This window comes from Flavobacterium psychroterrae, assembly GCF_018380615.1.
Taxonomy (GTDB): Bacteria; Bacteroidota; Bacteroidia; order Flavobacteriales; family Flavobacteriaceae; genus Flavobacterium; species Flavobacterium psychroterrae.
In genome coordinates this window covers 162706-185051 of record NZ_JAGYVZ010000011.1, presented here as the reverse complement: position 1 = coordinate 185051, position 22346 = coordinate 162706, and the positions used below count along the sequence as shown (strand labels likewise).

The 22346-nt window shown below is 33.4% G+C and carries 19 protein-coding genes and 1 pseudogene; 7 read left to right on the top strand and 13 right to left on the bottom strand.

Annotation, left to right across the window (positions count from 1 at the left end; all coding sequences use genetic code 11):
• Positions 1 to 177: 177 nt before the first annotated feature.
• Complete coding sequence (gcvP, locus tag KHA90_RS13460) at positions 178 to 3027, bottom strand: aminomethyl-transferring glycine dehydrogenase (protein WP_213300914.1); 2850 nt, start codon at positions 3025 to 3027, stop codon at positions 178 to 180.
• A gap of 221 nt (positions 3028 to 3248) precedes the next feature.
• Between gcvP and KHA90_RS13455 the strand changes: the two genes are divergently transcribed.
• Positions 3249 to 4055, top strand: coding sequence for a UbiA prenyltransferase family protein (locus tag KHA90_RS13455; protein ID WP_213300911.1), 807 nt, complete (start codon positions 3249 to 3251; stop codon positions 4053 to 4055).
• Between the two features lie 505 nt (positions 4056 to 4560).
• On the opposite strand, the gene KHA90_RS13450 is transcribed toward KHA90_RS13455, so the two are convergent.
• The 7 genes from KHA90_RS13450 to KHA90_RS13420 form a co-directional block, all read right to left on the bottom strand.
• On the bottom strand, positions 4561 to 4959 hold the full coding sequence (locus tag KHA90_RS13450; protein ID WP_213300909.1) for a DUF1090 family protein: 399 nt from the start codon (positions 4957 to 4959) through the stop codon (positions 4561 to 4563).
• A 68-nt stretch (positions 4960 to 5027) separates the two neighbouring features.
• Entirely contained in the window at positions 5028 to 5483 is a 456-nt protein-coding gene (locus KHA90_RS13445) for an SRPBCC family protein (protein ID WP_213300906.1), read from the bottom strand.
• 198 nt (positions 5484 to 5681) lie between these two features.
• Positions 5682 to 6593, bottom strand: coding sequence for a TIGR01777 family oxidoreductase (locus tag KHA90_RS13440; RefSeq protein ID WP_213300903.1), 912 nt, complete (start codon positions 6591 to 6593; stop codon positions 5682 to 5684).
• 66 nt (positions 6594 to 6659) lie between these two features.
• Positions 6660 to 7478, bottom strand: a complete 819-nt coding sequence (locus KHA90_RS13435) for a thiol-disulfide oxidoreductase DCC family protein (RefSeq protein WP_213300900.1) — start codon at positions 7476 to 7478, stop codon at positions 6660 to 6662.
• Positions 7479 to 7516: 38 nt separating this feature from the next.
• Entirely contained in the window at positions 7517 to 8257 is a 741-nt protein-coding gene (locus tag KHA90_RS13430) for a YqjF family protein (protein ID WP_213300897.1), read from the bottom strand.
• On the bottom strand, positions 8254 to 8592 hold the full coding sequence (locus tag KHA90_RS13425; RefSeq protein WP_213300894.1) for a hypothetical protein: 339 nt from the start codon (positions 8590 to 8592) through the stop codon (positions 8254 to 8256). Before KHA90_RS13425 ends, KHA90_RS13430 begins: the two co-directional genes overlap by 4 nt.
• Positions 8593 to 8647: 55 nt before the next feature.
• Positions 8648 to 9151: a GbsR/MarR family transcriptional regulator gene (locus tag KHA90_RS13420; protein WP_213300891.1), complete on the bottom strand. Its 504-nt coding sequence runs from the start codon at positions 9149 to 9151 to the stop codon at positions 8648 to 8650.
• A gap of 358 nt (positions 9152 to 9509) precedes the next feature.
• Here KHA90_RS13420 and KHA90_RS13415 point away from each other — a divergent pair, with 358 nt between their 5' ends.
• Positions 9510 to 9923, top strand: coding sequence for a DUF1842 domain-containing protein (locus KHA90_RS13415; RefSeq protein ID WP_213300888.1), 414 nt, complete (start codon positions 9510 to 9512; stop codon positions 9921 to 9923).
• Between the two features lie 84 nt (positions 9924 to 10007).
• Here the strand turns inward: KHA90_RS13415 and KHA90_RS13410 are convergent.
• Positions 10008 to 10136: pseudogene (locus tag KHA90_RS13410) on the bottom strand (IS3 family transposase); the annotation flags it as partial.
• Between the two features lie 71 nt (positions 10137 to 10207).
• Here KHA90_RS13410 and KHA90_RS13405 point away from each other — a divergent pair.
• Positions 10208 to 11470, top strand: a complete 1263-nt coding sequence (locus tag KHA90_RS13405; protein ID WP_213300885.1) for a cation:proton antiporter — start codon at positions 10208 to 10210, stop codon at positions 11468 to 11470.
• A 111-nt stretch (positions 11471 to 11581) separates the two neighbouring features.
• Here KHA90_RS13405 and KHA90_RS13400 read toward each other — a convergent pair whose 3' ends face one another.
• Together KHA90_RS13400 and KHA90_RS13395 are read right to left on the bottom strand one after the other, a co-directional pair.
• Entirely contained in the window at positions 11582 to 12130 is a 549-nt protein-coding gene (locus tag KHA90_RS13400; RefSeq protein WP_244860331.1) for a SanA/YdcF family protein, read from the bottom strand.
• Positions 12131 to 12379: 249 nt separating this feature from the next.
• Positions 12380 to 14407 carry a M3 family metallopeptidase gene (locus tag KHA90_RS13395; protein WP_213300879.1) on the bottom strand — a complete coding sequence of 676 codons (2028 nt, stop codon included), beginning with the start codon at positions 14405 to 14407 and terminating at the stop codon, positions 12380 to 12382.
• 227 nt (positions 14408 to 14634) lie between these two features.
• Here KHA90_RS13395 and KHA90_RS13390 point away from each other — a divergent pair, with 227 nt between their 5' ends.
• The gene (locus KHA90_RS13390; protein ID WP_244860329.1) at positions 14635 to 15306 is read left to right on the top strand and encodes a hypothetical protein; all 672 of its coding nucleotides are present in this window, start codon (positions 14635 to 14637) and stop codon (positions 15304 to 15306) included.
• Between the two features lie 66 nt (positions 15307 to 15372).
• Here the strand turns inward: KHA90_RS13390 and purE are convergent, their stop codons facing one another.
• Entirely contained in the window at positions 15373 to 15855 is a 483-nt protein-coding gene (gene purE, locus KHA90_RS13385; RefSeq protein ID WP_132036326.1) for a 5-(carboxyamino)imidazole ribonucleotide mutase, read from the bottom strand.
• Between the two features lie 131 nt (positions 15856 to 15986).
• Entirely contained in the window at positions 15987 to 17141 is a 1155-nt protein-coding gene (locus KHA90_RS13380; protein WP_213300877.1) for a 5-(carboxyamino)imidazole ribonucleotide synthase, read from the bottom strand.
• Positions 17142 to 17351: 210 nt separating this feature from the next.
• On the opposite strand from KHA90_RS13380, the gene KHA90_RS13375 reads away from it, so the two are divergent.
• From KHA90_RS13375 to KHA90_RS13365, 3 genes are all read left to right on the top strand, one after another.
• Positions 17352 to 18410 (top strand): helix-turn-helix domain-containing protein, encoded by a 1059-nt coding sequence (locus KHA90_RS13375; protein WP_213300874.1) that lies wholly within the window; start codon positions 17352 to 17354, stop codon positions 18408 to 18410.
• A gap of 17 nt (positions 18411 to 18427) precedes the next feature.
• Entirely contained in the window at positions 18428 to 19489 is a 1062-nt protein-coding gene (locus tag KHA90_RS13370) for a helix-turn-helix domain-containing protein (RefSeq protein WP_213300872.1), read from the top strand.
• A 509-nt stretch (positions 19490 to 19998) separates the two neighbouring features.
• The gene (locus tag KHA90_RS13365) at positions 19999 to 22314 is read left to right on the top strand and encodes a hypothetical protein (RefSeq protein WP_213300869.1); all 2316 of its coding nucleotides are present in this window, start codon (positions 19999 to 20001) and stop codon (positions 22312 to 22314) included.
• Positions 22315 to 22346: the final 32 nt, after the last annotated feature.

Genomic DNA, 22346 nt, shown 5'->3' with positions numbered 1-22346 from the left:
TGAATAAACTGGAATGTTGTTTTTTAAAACTTTATTTATACAGCCAAGCTTAAACTCATAATCATATTTTACTCTTTTTTCCATAAAAATGCCCCCAAATAGTGTCTAACTTTTTGGGGGCAGTTCAAGTTTTAAAATCTGTCGGGTTTGGATATTTTATAAAGAAAATTTTATTTCTTAGTTTTCCATATAAGCTTCAATAGGAGCACAGCTACAAATTAGGTTTCTATCTCCAAAAGCATCATCTGCTCTTCGAACTGAAGGCCAAAATTTGTTATCAGCGATATATTCTAATGGGAAAGCAGCTTGTTCTCTTGTATATGGAAATTCCCAGGTCTCAGCAGTTAACATTGCTAAAGTATGAGGAGAATTTTTCAATACGTTGTTGCTGTCTTCGATTGTTGCAGCTTCAATTTCTTTTCTGATAGAAATCATCGCCTCACAAAAACGATCTAATTCTTCTAAGTTTTCACTTTCAGTTGGTTCGATCATTAAAGTTCCTGCAACCGGAAAAGAAACTGTTGGCGCGTGGAAACCGTAATCCATTAAACGTTTTGCGATATCCGTTACTTCGATTCCTTTTTGTTTGAAAGGGCGACATTCTAAGATCATTTCGTGAGCTGCACGACCCATTTCTCCAGAATATAGAGTATCGTAATGTCCGTTTAATTTTTCTTTGATGTAGTTAGCATTTAAAATCGCGTGTTCAGTAGCACTTTTTAAACCATCGGCACCTAACATACAGATGTATCCGTAAGAAATCAAACAGACTAAAGCAGATCCCCAAGGAGCAGCAGAAATTGCTGTGATTGCCGTTTCTCCTCCTGTTGGAATTACCGGATTTCCTGGTAAAAATGGAACCAATTGTGGCGCCACACAAATTGGGCCAACACCAGGACCTCCACCACCGTGAGGGATTGCGAATGTTTTGTGTAAGTTCAAGTGACAAACGTCAGCGCCAATTGTAGCAGGATTTGTTAACCCAACTTGCGCGTTCATATTTGCACCGTCCATATATACTTGTCCACCATTATCGTGGATTAATTTTGTGATTTCCTGAATTGCACTTTCAAAAACTCCGTGAGTCGATGGATAGGTTACCATCAAACAAGATAAATTGTCTTTGTGAAGAATTGCTTTTTCGCGTAAATCTTCAACGTCGATATTTCCGTTTTCTAAAGTTTTTGTAACCACAACTTTCATTCCTGCCATTGCAGCAGAAGCAGGATTTGTACCGTGAGCCGATGAAGGAATTAAAGCAATGTTTCTGTGATCGTCTCCACGAGATTGATGGTACGCACGAATTACCATAAGTCCTGCATATTCTCCTTGCGCGCCAGAATTTGGCTGCAAAGTAGTTCCGGCAAAACCTGTAATTACGTTTAATTGCTGTTCTAATTTTTTCAACATTTCCTGATATCCCTGAGCTTGGTCAAGCGGAGCAAAAGGGTGAATGTTGTTCCAGTTAGGGTTACTTAATGGTAACATTTCTGCAGCAGCATTCAATTTCATCGTACAAGAACCTAACGAAATCATTGAGTGATTCAATGCTAAATCTTTACGTTCTAACATTTTGATGTAACGCATCAATGCCGTCTCAGAATGGTATTTGTTGAAAACATCATGCGTTAAGAAAGCAGAAGTTCTGTTTACTGAATCAGGATAATGATTTGTTTCTGTAAAATCAGAAATTGTAGTAGGCTGTAACGAAAGAGCTTCAGCAAAAATAGTGATGATATCATTTACATCAGAAATACTTGTAGTTTCGTTTAACGAAATTGAGATCGTATTTTCGTCAACATAATAAAAGTTTACTTCGTTTGCTTCTGCAACCGCTTTTACTTTTTTAGCATCAGCTTTTACTAAAATAGTATCAAAGAAAGCCGAGTTCAATTGTTCTACACCTAAAGTTTTCAATTCGTTTGCTAAAGTTGCAGCAGCAGCGTGTACTTTATTAGCAATATATTGTAAACCTTTTGGTCCGTGATACACCGCATACATTCCAGCCATTACAGATAATAAAACCTGAGCCGTACAAATGTTTGAAGTTGCTTTATCACGCTTGATATGTTGTTCACGAGTTTGCAAAGCCATACGTAAAGCGCGGTTTCCGTTTGTGTCAACAGTTACCCCAATAATACGTCCCGGCATGCTTCGTTTGTATTCGTCTTTTGTAGCAAAATAAGCAGCGTGTGGGCCACCGTAACCTAACGGAATTCCGAAACGTTGAGTTGTTCCTACAACAACTGCAGCTCCCATTTCTCCCGGAGGAGTTAATTTAGCTAAGCTTAAAATATCAGCAGCAACGGCTACTTTAATTTCGCTTGCAGCCGCTTTTTCGATAAAAGCAGTGTAATCGTAAACTTGTCCGTATTTTCCAGGGTATTGTAAAATAGCTCCGAAGAATTCAGTAGAGAAATCAAAAGTTTCATGGTTTCCAATCACTAATTCAACTCCAATAGGTGTTGCACGAGTTTGTAAAACCGAAAGTGTTTGAGGAAGAATTTCTTCTGAAACGAAAAATTTATTTACCTTGTTTTTCTTTTGATCACGAGAACGAACGTCAAGCAACAAAGCCATAGCTTCGGCAGCAGCCGTTCCTTCATCAAGTAAAGAAGCATTTGCAATTTCCATTCCTGTTAACTCGATAACAGTTGTTTGGAAATTCAAAATCGCTTCAAGACGACCTTGAGCAATTTCAGCCTGATAAGGCGTGTAAGCCGTGTACCATCCCGGGTTTTCAAAAACATTACGTTGAATTACAGCAGGAACAATTGCCTGATTGTAACCTAAACCAATATACGTTTTGAAGATTTTATTTTTATTACCCAATTGCTGAATATGGTTCGAAAACTCATATTCTGTCATAGCTGGATCTAAGTTTAAAGGTGCTTTTAAACGAATATCATCCGGAAGCGTTTCGTAAACAAGTTGTTCGATCGATTCAACTCCAATAGTTTGTAACATGTGTTGAAGATCTGTTTCTCTTGGGCCAATGTGTCTTAAAGCAAAAGCATCTGTTTTCATTTGTAGCTATCTAATTTTTTAGGGCAATGTAATTTACAAAGTGTATTTTTTGATCTAATCAAAGTGTTGCACAACGTTAATTACATTTTATAGTAAATGTGTTGTTTTTTTGTGGCGCAAAATTAAGTATTATTAATAATTTAATAGGTATTTTTAACTTCAATTTTTATGAAATTTATAACTAAAGAGTTGATTTGTTAATAATTGATTAGATTTAAGAAATGAAACTATTAAAACATATATTCGATTTTTACCTCAATAGCAGTATTCATGTGGCTTTATCCTGTTATGCTTTGGTTCGGGTTACGTTTCATGTGTTTCATATTCAGTACGATGAACCAATGGCTTTGTTCGTTTTTTTCGGAACAATTGTGGGGTATAATTTTGTTAAATATGACGCATTGGTTCGGGTGAAGAAAAAACCAATAGGAAATCAATTGAAAATTATTGCTGTTTTGAGCTTCGTTTCACTCGTTTTAGTTGGCTATTATTTTTTTCAGCTAAAGCAAATTACGCAAATTGTTTCTTTCGGAATTTTTGCCATAACAGCACTTTATACTTTACCCTTTTTTCCCAACAGAAAAAATGCCCGAAATTGGGCAGGCGTAAAAATATATATCGTAGCCCTTTGTTGGGTAGGAGCGACGTTGGTTTTACCTTATATCAATGCCGAAATTCCGTTTATACCGGACTTTTTTATCAAATGTATTCAGCGATTTGTGTTGGTTTTTGTGCTGATTCTAGTTTTTGAAATTTTAGATTTGGCGAATGACGATCCGCATTTAAAAACCGTTCCGCAAACAATTGGTGTAAAACGCACTAAAATTTTAGGATTTTCACTATTGGTTCCGTTTTGGATTGTTGGTATTTTGACATTCACATTTCATGAACTTTTCATAAATCTTATTATGGTCGTCATGTTAATGTTGTTTATTGCTTTTGCCAATCCCAATCGCTCTAAATATTACACTTCTTTTTGGGTCGAAAGCGTACCAATTTTCTGGTGGCTAATGATTGTCTTTCTATAAATAAAATTCCGATGCCTTTCAACATCGGAATTTTTAAAATTATGTGAAGTTTATGTTTCATGTTTTGGGCGTGTCCCTCCGGGTCGGGCTTCCCGATAATTATCGGGACGCTGCAAGTCCTTGCACTTCTTCCTTCAGGCTGTGGGCTTTTCGCTGCTATCTCCTCTCTTAATCAATAAAAATCTGCTCAATCTGCCACCCGAGCGATCAATGTCATTAAGAAGGGGAAATCTATAAAATTACTTAACAGTTTAATCAAGAAAGTAATTAGAAAAAAATCCGTTTTTATCCGCGTTTTCGCGTTAGCGAATCAGTAAAATCAGCGTTTAATTTTTGACGCGGATAAAACAGATTTACTTCGTAAAAACGCGGATAAAAACGGATTTGATTTGCAACGATTTTATTTTTTAAAAGCTTAACTTATTGACATTGCCCGAGCGATAGCGAACAGGCGAAGCAAATTTGCGGGAGAAAAAGAACTTATTTCTTCAAAAATCTAAAACAATTATTTCGATTTCTGTTCTGCCAATGCTTTTTTCAAATCAGCTTTAGCTTCATCTAATTTCTTTTTTTTCTTGTCGATTTTTTCTTTGCTTTCGTTGTCTTTGATCGCTTTGTTTAGATCAGCAGATTTTTCATTTACTTTTTGCTGTTTTTCTTTTACCTTTTTGTCAAGATCATTATTAACTGTTTTCGTTGTACAGTTTTTCTTAGTTTTAGAAATAGCATCTTCAACACCCTTTATCTGGTTTTGATTACCGGCTTTTTTAGCAGCAGTTAATTTTGTGTTTAATTCACATAATTTTCGTTCACAGCCTTTTAGAGTTGCACAATTAGTTTGTGCAAATCCAATAAAAGAAATGGCGAAAAATGTTATCGATAAAATTTTACTTTTAAAAGTCATAAGTTTAATTTTAAATTATTTACTAACTATCTTTTGAAGATCTGACTTATAAAAGTAAGAAAATTATTTTAATTCTGTTTTTCTGATACTTGTTTCAGGATCCTATTTCTTTCTAAAAGAAATTTCGTTAAATGCTTTTCTAAAAATAAAATATCAAAAAGCTCACCGAATATTCCAAATGGAGTTTCGTATTGCATTTTATCTTTCATAATCGTAACTCCATTTTCTTCTTCAAAAAAATGTTCGTGTTTAAAGAATTTGAATTTTCCTTCTTCCATTTCATCCACAAAATAATTATTGAAGTTCATTGCTGTAATTCTGCTTTTATGAGTGAGATAAAACCCGAAATGTTTTCCTCGCCATGTTACCGTTTCATTTAAATTTATTAATCCAGATGTTACTCCGGCAATTGCAACTTCATTTGATTTACTTGTAGATTGTTGATGAACATCGATATTTCTGGATGCGTCAAAAACGATTTGTTTTGGAGCTTTTATTTTTGTTGTGAGGTTTATTGTTGTCATGAATAAGTAGCATATTTGAAATCCCGAAGGGATGTCATATTTATAGAAATTTTAGTAGTTAAATAGGAAAAAAATATGACGCTCCTCTGGAGCTTAGTGAAAGAGAGAATTATATGTTTTTCTATAAATATTATGCTCCGCTGGAGCTTTATGAAAGAATCAAATTTATCATTAACTATATTTACTTCAAGCTTTAAATCATTTATTTAATAAATTTTTAAAAGCTTCGTCAATATCTCCAAACTTAAATTTGAAACCATTCTCCAAAAGTCGTTTCGGAATCACATTTCTGCTTTTCAAGACTAATTCGGTTTCTGTTCGAATAAAAAAAGATCCAATTTCAAGAAGAAAAGCACTCATCGGAATCCCGAAAGGAGAACCAACCGCTTTTCTAAGTTTTTTCATAAAGTCGAAATTGCGAACTGGTTTTGGAGAAACAATATTAATAACTCCGGTTATTTCCTTTTGAACAATAAAATCTATTGCATTTGCGAAATCTTCTTCATGAATCCAACTGATAAATTGATTTCCTTTTCCTTGTTTTCCTCCAAAACCTATTTTTGCCAAAGTCTTTAACGGAATAAATGCACCGCCATTTTTGCCTAAAACTATAGAAGTTCGTAAAGCAGTTTTTAAAGTATTTGGAGTTTCGGTTTTAAAGAATGCTTTTTCCCAAGATAACGCGACGTTTATAGAAAAATCATTTCCAATTTCACCGTTGATTTCATCCATTTCTTTATCTAATGAAAAGCGATAGATTGTTGAGGTTGATGAATTAAGCCAGTGTTTTGGTGGATTTTCACAATTTAAAACAGCTTTATTTAAAATCTTCGTACTTTCGATTCGGGATAAAAGAATCTCTTTTTTATTTTCTTTAGTATAACGGCAATCAACAGATTTACCTGCGAGATTAATTAAAACCGTTGCGTTTTCCAACTCATTTTCCCAGCCTGAAAAAGTCTTTGCGTTCCAGTTTACATATTTGATTCCTTCAATTATATGAGATTTTCCTCTGGTCAGAATTACAATTTCTTCAAATTTATCTTTGAAATGATTTACTAATACTTGTCCTAAAAATCCTGTTCCGGCTGCGATAATGAGTTTTTTCATGTTTTGATTTTTTAGCCACATTTAAAAATTTGTGGGAATTTGTGTAATCATGGCAAACTTTTTTAATTAGTTTAAAATAAAAAGTAAAGCAAGAATTCGATAGAGGACACAAGTGTAAGATAGATAAAAAGGAAGTTTTAAAATTTTAATTCTTCTAAAATGCTCTTTAAACATTATTAAAACTGTTATGGCAAACCAACCTAAAACTAATGTTTCCGGAACACTAACGAATTGATTCAGAATCAGCATTGGAACTAAAATTAAAGACCCCATTAAAGATACGGTCATTAAATTTCCGGCATAATTCATAATGGCTTTTTTGTCCAATTTCAAAAGAAACAAACTTTGAAAAACTATTTGACCAAAAGCCAAAGCCGCTTCTCTCAGAAAACTAGATTTGGGTAAACCTGGAATTAGATTAGAATATCCAAATAAAACAAAAGTTGTTATCGTTAAAGCAAATCCAATAAAAATAAAACGGTATTTATAATTAAAATCCGGAGTACATTGTAGTTTGTTTTCTTCTTTGATTTCTCCGGGAATAATTACTTTTCGATTATAAGAAACAAAAGAATATAATTTTCTTAAAATTAAATGGACGGGTTTTGTTGTTCCCAATTTCTCTATCAAAGGAAATGAAAACCCGACCACTTTCAATAAACTATCAATGCCGTAGATTACGGTTTTTGTTTTATTATCAATCAAAGCGATTTCGTTTGGCGCACGTTTTAAATCTACAAAATTTTGCTCCTCTTCAGATAATTGACAATATGATTTTCGACCATTTTCGTCTAACATTCCGCTTTTTACAAAGCCAGTTGTATATAAACTGCAAAGCGGACAATCTTCATCATAAAGCAAGGTTTGGTTTTCTAGAGTTTTCATGATTTTTGGTTTTATAGATTCTTAACTGATGCGAAATATTAATTGTATTCTTCTTCTAAAACAAATTCTGATTCCAGTTTTCGTTTGTTTCTAACGCTGATTTTTGAGCCTTTCGTTAAGAAAACCGAAACAGGATTTGCGTTTTGTAAAAACTCAAAATCATTACCGTAAGTTTTTTTGAAATCGATGTCGATATTATACTTTAAAACTTCATATTGCTCCCATCTTGGATGTCTGACTTCATATTCAAAAGTGATGTTTTGATCAATTTTAGTATAACCAAAATAATGTTCGGTAATGAATTCAGCTTCAGAATCGACTAGGATTTCAACAGAATCTTTTTTAGTTTCTACCTGAATCGTATTCCAGTTTTCCTCGTTTTTCCATTGATAAATGAAAGAGTTTGATTTTTTGCTTTCAATGATTTCATGTCGCATTTTTTGAGTTTCATAATGTTCCTGATACAAATTGTTGGCAATAAAAGTGATGGCTTTTTTTGGAACAATTTCTTTGATGAAAACTACACCGCGTTTCCATTCACCATTCTCGAAACGTTTCACATAAAATCTGAGATTTACTTCTTCAAAATCAATATGAAAAGGAACTTTAATGCCTAAAACTTTCGTGTTTTTGAACATAAAACCAACAAGACTCACATAACATTTGTTGTTCCATATATCTATTTCAGTACCAACCGGAACATATTTTTCTAAGATTTCAGCATCAACTTCATAATTGAAAAGTGCTAAATTTTTCCATTCTGCTTTTAAGAAGTTCATAGTTTTGCTTTTTTGTAGAGTATTATTGAAAGATAAATGGCCAAAATGAGAGGCAAACTGAGTAATGTAATTCTCAAACTTTCACTACTGTAAATTTCGATTTGAATAAAACACAAAAGAAAAAACATAATTACCCCTGCAATATAAATTTGAATGTATCTATTATTTGGGTCTTCAAATATTAGCTTGATTCCTAATAGAACTTGAATAAAGCCTGTTATTGCAGTTGAAAGCATGGCGTAAAAAAATGCGCCTTCTTTTACAATTGGATAAGTGAGCAGTATTAAGAGCGGAAGCCCGACGGCAAAAGTATTAAGTTGTAATGTTGTTTTCATAGTTCTTATTTATTTTAAACTTTCAGAAATAAATGAAAGTTTTTATTAAATTTTTTTACTTCATTATTTTTAGAACTAAACGTCCTAACCAGTTTTCATTGAATTCCGTCATTTTGTCTAACATATTATCTGCTTTTAAAACAAAGTCATATAATTTAGAAGTTTGATCTACAAAGTGTTTTTCTTCAGCCGAATTACTAACATCAATTGTTGAAACTTCTTTTAAAATTTTAAGAGCAGGTTTGATTTCTCTTTTGCTTCTTTCTCTGGCAATTTTTACTGCTAATTCGTCTAAATCTTTTTCGGCGGTAAAAAATTCTCTTCTTTCTCCGGCTTTATACTCTTTGTAAACAATTCCCCAATCCATTAAAGCTTTTAGATTCATGCTGGTATTTCCGCGGGAAATTTGCAATTCTTCCATAATGTCTTCCATAGAAACAGGTTCGTTTGAGATCATTAATAAAGCATGGATTTGCGCCATAGTTTTATTAATTCCCCATTGAGAACCTAATGCTCCCCAGGTTTGTACGAACTTATTTTTTGCTTCTTTGAATTCCATGAAACAAATGTAAGTAAAAGTTTTTAAACTTTCAAAAATAAATGAAAGTTTATTTAGGAACTTTTTATTTGCTTCTTTAAAATTATCAAAACAGGTGTTTTTACGTATAAAATTATTTTATGGCGTTCTTTATCTCATTCATGGCCAATAAATTCTGTTCCGTATCATTTTATATAAAACAGTTGTCTATTTGATATAGTTTTGAAATAGAAATAAACCCAATACTATAATTATTTAAGATGTTTTTGGAAAACTTAAATAGTTCATTACAAATTAAATAGGTGGAGCAGAACCCACTAGAAAAAACGAGGCGGTGCCGAAAAGCCTTATGAGTAGGAAAACCCAAAATCAAAAAGTTATGTCAGATTTATTAGCAGGTGCTTATTTAGCACAAGGCACAATTGGAAATGTTGGAACACCAGGCGCTCCAATTGCAAAATTTAGTTTAGTAGTAGTACCGTCTCAACATTCTGTTACAGGTACAGTTGTAATCACTCAGGCAATACAAGGTCCGGATAGTCATATTGTTGTTCAGGTAACAGGAAAAATCTATTCGGCTGGATTAGGTAAAGTTACACAGTTAGTTAGTCTTCAGGGAGAATATGTTCATAGTGTTCCTCCACCGGCAATTGGTTCTTTCTTGGCAAAATTTGATGCTCATTTGGCAATCGATAATGCATGGAACGGAACAGGAGGTTTTTCATATTATCAACATAATATCGAAAACGTACCAGTTGCATCGGCAAAAAGCTTAAAAGAAGAATTGGTATAAAAACAAAATCCTATCTAAAAACAATTTTGATTAAAAAAGCCTGGTCTGTTTGGACTGTACCCAAAAGTTTAGACAAATTTATAATTAAGTTTGATAATAGTGAGCTCGATATTGTATCGGGCTCATTCCTTTTAATTTAAGTTTAATTCTGTCATTATTGTAATAGTCTATATATTCGATAATCTCTTGTTTTAATTGATTACTGGAATTGTAAAGTTATGTTAATTTAGGAAATGAAGTTTTGTATTAGATAATGGAAATTTATTTTTGTAAAAATCACTTTTATGGAATTATATTACACCTTTTCAATACTTATTGTATTAGCCTCTTTCTTCGCCTATTTAAATTTAAGATTTTTAAAACTTCCCGGAACTATTGGAATAATGATTATTGCAATGTTGGTTTCTGTAGGTATTCGTCTATTGGGAGATTCTTATTTTCCGGCTACAACCAGACATTTTTTTGACTTGATAAAAGAATTTGATTTCAACGAAATCCTGATGGGAGCGATGTTGAATTTTCTCTTGTTCGCTGGTGCATTGCATGTAAATATGTCTGATCTTAAAGAACAAAAAGTTCCCATTATAATTTATTCTACTGTTAATGTTGTATTGTCAGCATTAATCATTTCTATGCTGCTATATTATGTAGCGCCCATTTTGGGAATAAAAATTCCTTATATATTTTGTTTGGTTTTTGGAACATTAATTTCTCCAACCGATCCAATTGTGGTATTGGGTGTTTTAAAACAAGCTAAAGTTCCTAAAAGAATAGAAACCAAAATTGTTGGTGAATCTTTGTTTAATGACGGAGTAGCGGTAGTAATGTTTGCTGTTGTCTTAAAAATGGCAACTGATCCCACATTTGATATGAGTTTTGGTTCTATCGCCTGGCTGTTTGCAAAAGAAGGAATTGGCGGACTTTTATTAGGAGCTGTGTTAGGATACACGGCATCGAGGGTTATGAAGAAAATCGACGACTATAAAGTGTCAGTTTTAATAACGCTTTCTATCGTGATGGGAGGATTTTTGATTGCTCAAAGTTTACATGTTTCAAGCCCTTTAGCAATGGTAGTGGCAGGATTGATTATCGGGAATTACGGTAAAAAAGTTGCAATGAGCGAAGAAACCAAAGATTATTTAGGAAAGTTTTGGGAGCTTATAGATGAAATATTAAATGCTATTTTATTCTTGTTTATTGGCTTTGAGTTATTATTGTTACCAGATTTAAACAAACAATTGGTAACAGGTTTTGTAGCAATTTTTATAGTGTTATTCGCCAGGATTGCTTCTATAGTTTTACCATGGAAATTCTTTGATATATTTAAGTTCTTCGGTATTAAATCGGCTTATAATAAGGGGTCTTTAATGGTTCTGGTTTGGGGAGGTATCCGCGGAGGAGTTTCTATTGCATTAGTGCTTTCTATGCCTGAAGGAGAATATAAAAACCTTTTGCTGGAAGTAACGTATATTGTAGTTTTATTTTCGATTGTGGTACAAGGACTGACTGTTGGAAAATTAGCAAAAAAGGTTTTGGAGAAAGATTAAATGACTTAGAAGATAGAATAAAAAAATAGAATAAAGAAAATAGTGAAGAATAAAGACTTTTACTTTTAATTTAATGAAAAAGCCTGCAAAAATATTTTTGCAGGCTTTTTTTTATCGTTTGTCTTCTTTTGAATAATTTGAAGGACCATTTGTATCAATTTGATTTCCTAAAAATTGCGGTTCTCTATTTCTTAAAACATCAAAAAATGATTTAAAAATAGAAAGATATTCCCTCATGGTAACATATGTATATCCCGGATATTCTCCTTTGTTAGCCGAATATCCAACTGATTTTATACCGAGTTTTTGTCCGATATATATCGCTCGGTTCAAATGATATTCCTGAGTGATTAAAGTCGCTCTTTTGATTTTAAAGATATATTTCGCGCGATACATAGTTGAATAAGTATCGAAACCTGCATAATCAATGAATATTTTTGTTGTATCAACCCCGTGATTAAAACAGTAATTTTTCATGACAGTTAGTTCATCATATCCTTGATGACCATTATCACCAGATAGTAAAATTTTATTTATTCGGTTTGCTTTGTACAATAAAATTCCCGCGTCTAATCTGTCTTTTAAAAATTTACCGGGTTGATTTCCAGTAATTCCAGCGCCAAAAATAATTCCGATATCATTTTTCGGAAACTTCTTCATTGAATAATAAATATGTTTTTTTGTTGTAGATTTTACATATGTATGCACAGAGATTATGGCGATCAATCCGATAATAAAGAGATAAAGGATAATTTTAAAATATTTTTTCAAGATGTTTTTGTAAGATTAAGATTTAAAAAGCGAAGATACTTAAAATTCCCGTTAGTCAAATCAAATTAAAAAACCGAAGCATTTCCACTTCGGTTTTTAAAATATCTAATAATCTAAGAAGTCCAAGAATCTAAAGATCTATAAAAGTCCCGCTCTTTTTAATAAAGCTTCCGGTTTTGGTTCCTGACCTCTAAAACGTTTGTACAAAATCATCGGATGTTCTGTTCCTCCTTTTGAAAGTACATTTTCTTTAAATTTTGTGGCTACTTCATGATCAAAAATTCCTTTGTCCTGAAAATATTCAAAAGCATCTGCATCCAGAACCTCAGCCCATTTATAACTGTAATATCCAGAAGAATATCCACCCTGAAAAATATGAGAAAATGCAGTACTCATTGCATTTTCTTTTACATCAGGATACAATTGCGTGTTGGCAAATTGTTCTGTTTCAAAAGTTTTTAAATCGTGAATATTAGTTGGATCTTGTCCGTGCCAAGCCATGTCCAATAATCCAAAACTCAACTGACGCAAAGTGGCCAAACCTTCTTGGAAACTGGCACTTTCCTTAATTTTCTGAACATATTCAATCGGGATAATTTCTCCGGTTTCATAATGATTCGCGAACAAAGCCAAAGCTTCCGGTTCGTAACACCAGTTTTCCATAATCTGACTTGGTAATTCTACGAAATCCCAAAAAACAGAAGTTCCTGATAAACTTGGGTAAACCGTATTCGCCAACATTCCGTGTAAACCGTGACCAAATTCATGGAACAAAGTCGTTACTTCATTAAAAGTCAATAACGATGGTTTTGTTTCTGTTGGTTTCGTAAAATTACAAACGTTCGAAATATGTGGTCTTTCGTTTACGCCGTCTTTTTTATATTGATGTTTGAATGAAGTCATCCAGGCACCGTTTCTTTTTCCTTTTCTTGGGAAGAAATCAGCATAGAAAATTGAAACCAGATTATTTTCAGCGTCTGTTACTTCATAAGTTGTAACTTCTTCGTGGTATTTATCGATATCAAAAACTTCGGTAAATGTTAAGCCGTATAATTTTTTGGCAACTGTAAAAGCACCATTTAGTACTTTTTCTAATTGAAAGTAAGGTTTCAGTTTTTCATCGTCTAAATTAAAAAGCTGTTGTTTTAATTTTTCAGAATAATAAGCGCCGTCCCATTTTTCAAGTTGTTCGATTCCGTCCAGTTCTTTGGCGAAAGCCGTCAATTCTGCAAATTCTTTTTGAGCTGCAGGTTTTGCTTTTGCTAATAAATCATTCAAAAAAGAGAAAACTTTTTCTGGATTTTGAGCCATTCTTTCTTCCAGAACAAAATGAGCGTGCGTTTTATAGCCTAATAAATTGGCTCTTTCAAAACGTAATTTGGCAATCTTTAAAACATTTTCCTGATTGTCAAATTCGTTATTCTGAAAAGATCTTGCTCCAAAAGCAATCGCCATTTTTTTACGCAATTCTCGATTATCTGCATAAGTCAAAAACGGAATATAACTTGGATGATCTAAAGTGAAAATCCATCCTTCTTTTTCTTTGCCTTTTGCTAATAATCTTGCTGCTTCGATAGTTCCTTCAGGTAATCCGGCTAAATGGTTGTAATCTGTCAAATGCAATTCGAAAGCATTGGTTTCTGCCAAAACATTTTCTTCAAAATGTAATTTAAGTTTTGATAATTCCTTATCTATTTCGCGTAATTTGTCTTTTTTATCTTCGGCTAAATTTGCTCCGTTTCTCGAGAAGCTTTTATATTTTTTATCTAAAAGTGTCGTTTGTTCCGGATTTAGATTTAATGTTTCTTTTTGATCGTAAACCGTTTTTATTTTAGCAAATAAAGCAGCGTTTAACGTAATGTCATTTCCAAATTCAGATAATAAAGGCGAAACTTCCTGAGCGATTTTTTGCATTTCGTCATTCGTTTCTGCCGAATTCAAATTGAAGAAAACACTTGAAAGACGATCTAAAATATCACCCGAAAAATCCATAGCGACAACTGTATTTTCAAAAGTTGGTGCTTCGGGATTGTTTACGATTGCATCAATTTCGGCTTTAGCCAAAGTAATTCCCTCCTGAAAAGCAGGTAAATAATCTTCGATTTTGATTTGCGAAAAAGGAGCTGTATTGTGTTTGGTTATGAATTTTGAAAGTAAAACGTTCATTATGATGTAATTTATTTTTATTAATTGAAGTCGATATTTTCGAATTCCAAAGATAGCAATTTATAAAAAATTAGCCACCTAAACAAGATTGATTGTCAGTATAAAAGCCTTACTAAATTGTGTTATATATATGTTATTTATTTCTTTACCGGTTTTAAAAATGGTAAATTGTGAAAAATAGGATTAGAGGTATAAAATGCTAATCATACTAATTGTAAAAAAATAAAATGATGAATTATCAAATTGTAATAAAGAATATCGATACGGTTAATGAAGTTGAAGGATATTGGACTGATGAAGATCTTGTTCAGTTGTTAGAAAAATTCAATTATCCGGATGGAGCAACAGCAGATAAAGCAAGTTTACCGGAATTATTAGAAATGGCCATTTCTGATTACGAACCAAACGAAGCTGCCGAAATAGTCTTGCAATATAAATTGGGTGATCAATTAAACGAAGGGCAAATTGAGCAAATATCGCACAACATGCTAATTGATAAAGTTTGCGAGGAATATCCCGAAATACACATGCAAGGCACTTTATTTCATACAAATCAATTATTATTTAAAGCTTACAACGGAAAATTCCCAAATGCAAAAGCTTCTGTTGTTCATTTTTCAATGACACCAACGGATGGCGAAGCGCAAAAGCTGACGGCTGAAAACGTACTGAAATTATTGAATAGTGGATTGTCTGACAGAAACCTTATCAAAAGATTGTTCGAAACCCAAATTTCCGGAAATACTCCGTTTCCTGAAGCGGAAAGTATTGTTTGGGAATTAACCACAGAAGATAATGTAAATTATGATCTGATTACTTCAGAGAACTGGATAAATAAAGAAGATATAACGGATTCTGAATTTGAAGCTGTTCTGGAGGATATTGAAGAGGAAGCATAATTTTTAGTTTTCAGTCGCAGTTTTCAGTCACAGTTTATACTGAAAACTGCGACTGAAAACTGAAAACTATTTCAAGCCTTCAGCCGCTTTGTTAACAGCTGCTTTCAATTCTTCTTTATAAGAAATAATGGTGTCAAGAACTTTTTTGTCATGACTCCCTATTATTTGTGCAGCTAAAATTCCGGCATTTTTTGCTCCGTTTAGCGCTACAGTTGCAACCGGAACTCCGCCCGGCATTTGCAAAATCGATAAAACCGAATCCCAACCATCAATTGAATTACTTGATTTTACAGGAACTCCAATTACAGGAAGCGGCGACATCGAAGCGACCATTCCGGGTAAATGTGCAGCTCCACCAGCTCCGGCAATAATTACCGAAATTCCGCGAGTATGTGCATTTTTACTAAAATCAAATAATTTTTCCGGCGTTCTGTGTGCCGAAACGATATCAACTTCGGTTTCGATATTAAATTGTTTTAGTATGTCGATGGCATCTTGCATGACTGGCATGTCTGAGATGCTTCCCATTATAATGGCTACTTTGCTCATAGATTTTTTGTTTGAAAACTGTTTGTTTTGTTTCAAGTTTCAGGTTTTTAACTGAGACTGAAAATTGAGACTTATACTAATTTTTTTATTGTTTTTGTTCGGATGCTGAGACTGTAAACCGCGACTGAAAATTATTCACTAATTACCTTAATCGTATTTTTAACTTGTTCGGCAATTTTTCTTGCCTCGCTCATGTCTTCATTTACGATGGTTACGTGACCCATTTTTCTGAACGGGCGAGTTTGTTTCTTTCCGTAAATATGTGGAGTAACGCCATCCCAACCTAAAATGGTTTCGATATTTTCATAAACTACGTCTCCGGAAAAACCTTCGGCACCAACTAAATTTACCATTACTCCGGCAACTTTACTATCCGTATTTCCTAACGGAAGATCTAAAATAGCACGTAAATGATTTTCAAATTGTGATGTGTAACTGGCTTCTATTGAGTAATGACCGGAATTGTGTGGGCGAGGAGCGACTTCGTTTACCAGAATTTCATCTTCATTGGTTTGAAACATTTCAACGGCTAGAAGTCCAACATGATTGAATTTTTCGGAAACATTCAAAGCAATTGCTCTGGCTTTTTCAGCAATTTTTTTATCGATTCTCGCAGGACAAATTACATATTCTACCTGATTTGCTTCGGGATGAAACTCCATTTCAACAACCGGATAGGTTTTAATTTCGCCTGACGGATTTCTGCAGACAATAACTGCCAATTCATTTTTGAACGGCACCATAGTTTCTGCAATACATTCTACATTTGGTAAATCATCCAGATCAGAAATCTGGCGAATCACTTTTACGCCATTTCCGTCGTAACCAAACTCAGTACATTTCCAGACAAACGGAATTGTAATTTCACTATTTCCAACAGATTTTTGCAAATGATCAGGATTGTCAAATCTTAAATAAGCTGCTGTTGGGATATTGTTTTTAATGTAAAAATCTTTTTGAATTCCTTTATTCTGAATTCCCTTTAAGGTTTTTGGAGACGGATATACTTTTACGCCTTCATTTTCAAGTTGCGTTAAAGCTTCAAGATTTACAAGTTCGATTTCGAAAGTCAAAACATCAACCTGTTTTCCAAAATTGTAAACGGTTTCATAATCCATCAAATCACCTTTGAAGAATTTATTGCAGGCAATTTTACTTGGTGCTTCGTCGCTTGGATCTAAAACATAAGTTTGTATGTCAAATTTTCGAGTGTCAGACAAAAGCATTTTACCTAATTGTCCGCCACCTAATATTCCTAATTTAAAATCAGAAGAAAAATAATTCATTGTAGTTGTGTTTCTGCAAAGATAATTGATAAAATAGAAATGCCAATTTATTGTGGGTTGAATTGCTGTTTTTTCATATTAATAGTATTTAAAAAAAGGATCGTTGAAAATGTTAAAATTTTTTAGAATATCTGGTTTCAAAATTTTGTTTTGTGCATATGAATTCCGTACGTTTGACCTGTTTTAACCGCCATAGATTAAGTAAATTACATGACCACAAACGATTGGGCAAAGCATATTCATAAATTTCTTTTTCTTTTAAAAGATGACTTTTTCGAATTACCATACTTGTCTAATTCCCCTCAGGTGATGTTAGACAGTCTTATAAAACTGCCCATAATCAAGCATAATCCTTTAAAGCAATTAATTACCACAAATAATGCTTTCTGGAAAGGTAAAATGCGTTATCAAAAGATGGAAGAAGGTTTCTGGATTCTAGAAACAAATATTGTACTTAAAGAAAATATACTTGCGAAAGCCATATATACAAAGGATCATCTAAAAGATTATTACATTTTGTCGTTTTCTGTTTTCGAATATAAATTTCCTTTTAAAGATTCTGAAGACATAATATTACTGAGTACCTGCTGGACTTTTTACAAACCGGAAACCGAAATTGCAACTTATTTCTATAAAGGAACCGAGGGCAAATTTTTTAATATTGCCATGAATAAAGAATGGGTCGATGAGAATATTAATTCGGGTAAATTTTGCGGAAAAGGTGTTTTGGAAAACTTCTTTAATAATCAAAAAGGCTTTTATACCTGGTTAGATATTGCTCCAAAAGCACACATTTTATCTAAAAAAATATCGAAAATTTTAGAAGCCGAGGACAAAATAAATTTAAATGCACAGGAATTACGTAAGTCTTGTATGAAGTTGATTACAGAGTTTTTTAAAAATTCTTTTGAAGATAGCCGCATCCCGGATAATATTTCACTTAGCAATTTAGATTATTATAATGTGGCTAAAGCCGAGAAAATGATTTTGCACAATTTGCAATCTAATTTTTTGGGAATTGATAAAATAGCATCGGAAGTAAATACATCTCCAACAAAATTAAAAGCTGATTTTAAAATTGTATTCGGATTTTCAATGCTTCAATATCATAAAGAAAAAAATATGCTGCTTGCAAAACAGCTGCTTCAAAATTCTCCGGTCGAAATTCAAATGATTTCTGCCATTACAGGTTATGAAAGTGCCAGTAAATTTACGTCGGCATTCAAGAAAAGATTTGGGATATTACCTTCAGTTTTTAGAGAAAATTAAAATTTGAGCATTATTGTATGAATGTAGGAAAGTGGATTAAATTTATAAAAGACAATATCAACTTTTACAGAGATGGCTTTTTTGAATTGCCCTATTTGTCTAATTCTCCTCAGGTCATTGTACAAAGTATTGTCAATTCTCCATCGGTTAGGCATGATCTCGAAGAACAAGCAGTTTACAGAAACAATCCTTTCTCTCACGGAGTAATGCGTTATCGCGAAATCGAAGAAGGTTTCTGGATTATTGCGACAAGTATTACTTTTAAGAAAAACGTGATGCTGAAAGCGATTTATGATGAAGATTTTCCCATCGATTATTACACGCTGACATTTTCGGTTTTTGAAAGCGAAGTAAAACTCCAGAATACATTTGCAGATAAAACTCCTTTTTCGAGCAAATATTGGGGATTTAAAAAGCCTGGACCTCCGGTTGGGGCTTATTTTTATAAAGGTTCTGAATGCGAATTTTATTTGTATGCTTTTAATAAAGAATGGGCAGAAAGTAATTTTAGTTTTGCAACACTTCCCGAAGACAATCATATTAAGAAATTCCTTAATTCAGATAATGGATTTATTACTTACCAAAATATTGTGCCGAATGCAGCAGAATTATCCAAGGAAATCTTGACTAATTTGGAAAACAACAAACGTGATTTATTTAGTAAATCAATTTTAAAAACACAGGCATTTCAGCTCGTTTCAACTTTTTTTAAAAATGCATTTTTAGATCAGCGGGAAGGAAATTATTTGCCAATTGATACTCCTGATTACAGGAAAATTGCAAAAGCCGAAAAACTAATTGTAGATACCATAACAAATCGCTTTTTAGGAGTAGAATATATTGCCGAAAAAGTGGGGATGTCTCCAACAAAACTTAAATTAACTTTCAAATCTGTACATGGTGTTTCGATGATGCAATATCATAAAGATAAGAAATTACTTCTAGCCATGCAGATGATCCGGAATACTGATATGCAGATCAAAAATATTGCTTTGGCAACAGGATATAAAAGTTCCAGCAAGTTTACGGCAAATTTCAAAAAACGTTTTGGAAAAATGCCTTCCGAAATTCGGATTTAATCGCTGTAAAATTCTTTCTTTTCAGCGCTTTTGCATTCCTTTTTTATATTTTTTTTATGATTTCATTAACATTGTAAAATCACCTATTTGAATATTATCTGATTGTTTGTCAATGTTTTGAATTTGTAAAATTGAGTTTTTATTTCTGCTTATTTTTTTAGAAAAAAGAGTTGGTCGTTTCGGGCTATTGATGTGTCCGAATGGGCTATTCGGCGATTTTATTTCAATATATTTTTGTTTGATAATTTTAAACCAGCCAATATGATGATAAAACTACTTTGCTTCGCGAATGTATTTCGCAGCTTTCAAAAAACTCCTTATTTTAGATTTTCATATTAAATAATGTAAAAGATTATTTCTAGCAGTTTTTAATTTTCCTTCCACTTAAAAAATTGTTTAAAGACGACTAAAATTCCATTGTTACTTACAAATGGAACAGGATATCTATTGATGTTTACAAAATAAATTCGGAGACAATAAAAACCAACTCAAACAAAACATATTTAAGTATGAAAAAAAAGATTTTATTAATAATTATAGTCACAATTCTACAGACTTTTACTTCGTTTGCACAAACGAACGTTTATAACGTACGTCTGTCAGATATTATAAATACAACAACTCCTTGTGGTCCTACAGTAAGATATCAATTTGTAGGGGCTGGGGATTGGGGGTTCCGTTGGACTTCTAGCGAAACAAGTATGGCGAAAAGCATTACAGTACAACTGAATTATGCTATAAATTGCAACAGTAATCCATCTAATAACTCCGTAAAATTAAATGGGGTAAATCAAGCGGTTCAGCCCACTCCGGGACCTTATAATTGTCAATGTGTTCCTCCTGGAGCGTCTCCTACCGTTTGGACTTTAAATCCGTCCGACTATAACAGTGGCGGATTAAATACTGTTCTTTTGAAATCGATTGGTAATTCAGAAGGACTTAATCTTCTTACCGGCTCTACTGATGTTTATGCAAGAGTCACTGTTAAATATAGTGACACCACTATTAAAGGTCTTGCTACTTCTATCCGAAATGGTGATACTACACCAGCGGTGGCTGACGATACTGAATTTGGATCTGTAGCAGAATCAGCTCCACTAAATCATACATTTACTATTGGAAATGCTAGTACAAATAATTTAACTTTAACAGGAACCCCTAGTGTGGCGATAAGTGGCAGTAATGCATTCTCAATTGTGACACAACCCGCGTCAACTACAATTGCAGGAGGAAGTTCTAATACATTTGTGGTTCGTTTTGCGCCAACCTGCGCTACTCTAGGAGTTCAGACAGCCATTGTAAGTGTTGCAACTGATGATCCGGATGCTAGTATTTATAAATTCACTGTTCAAGGAACGGGTATAGATAATGTGAAACCCACAATAGTTACTAATGGGGATAAAAACGTAAATGTAAATCCAGGCGGTTGTGAAGCAACCGTAACTGTGTCCGCAACAGCCACAGATAATTGTAGTGTTGGAACTCCAACGGGAGTACGAAGTGATGCAAAATTACTTTCAGATGTTTATCCTGTTGGAACTACAACAATCACTTGGAATGTAATGGACGTAAATGGAAATCATGGGGCTACTGCGATCCAAAATGTGATAGTAAATGATAATATCTTACCGACTGCAATTTCAAAAAACATCACAGTTCAATTGAACGCAAGTGGAAGCGTAACCGTAAATGCTACTCAACTAAATGATGGAAGTACAGATAATTGCGGTATTAACAATTATAAGTTTGCATATGGAAGTGTAGGTACAGTTTGCAATGTTGTGGGTGAAGGAGCTTTTTTATCACTTACGGCGCCTACAGCAAGTGTTTTTAAAAATATCTTGTATGCGAGTTATGGCAATTCTACAGGAACTTGTGGCAATTTTGTCACTGGTAGTTGTAATGCATCAAACAGTTTAAGTGTAGTATCATCTGCTTTAATTAATAAAAATAGTGGAAGTATTTATTCTAGCAACGATATTTTTGGGGATCCCTGTAACGGAACACAGAAGAGATTAGCAGTACAAGCCCGTTATGCACCTTCAACTACTGAAACTGCCTCGTTGACATTTTCATGTGCTGATGTTGGTACGCATAATGTTGTTTTGTTTGTTACAGATAGTAATGGCAACGTGTCAACAGCAAATGCAACAATTACAGTCAATGATGATACAGTTCCTTTAATTACTTCAAACGGTGATCAAAATCTAAATGCTGATGCAGCTCTTTGCACCACAAATGTATCCGTGTCCGCATCTGCAACTGATAATTGTAGTGTTGGAACTCCAACAGGAGTAAGAAGTGATGCGAAATTACTTTCAGATGTTTACCCTGTAGGAATAACAACAATTGCTTGGAATGTAAAAGATAGTAATGGAAATGATGCAGTTGAAGTTATCCAAACGGTAACAGTGACAGAAAATCAAATTCCAGTTATTAATTCAAACGGTGATCAAAATGTTAATGCTGATGCAGGTCTTTGCGGAGCAATTCTAGTGGTTTCTGCATCTGCAACAGACAATTGCTCAGTTGGAACTCCAACAGGAGTGAGAAATGATGGAAAATTACTTTCAGATGTTTATCCGGTTGGAAGTACAAAAATCAAATGGAATGTAAAAGATAGTAATGGAAATAATGCTGTAGAAGTAATCCAAACAGTAATTGTTACAGATAATATTTTACCAACAGTAATAACTAAAAATATTACTGTTCAACTTGATGCTACAGGAAATGCAACAATTGTTGCTTCTGATGTTGACGATTCTTCATCTGATAATTGTGGTATTGATATTTTAGAATTAGATAACGGCATTTACTTGTGCTAATATCGGACCAAATACTGTTAAGTTAAAAGTTA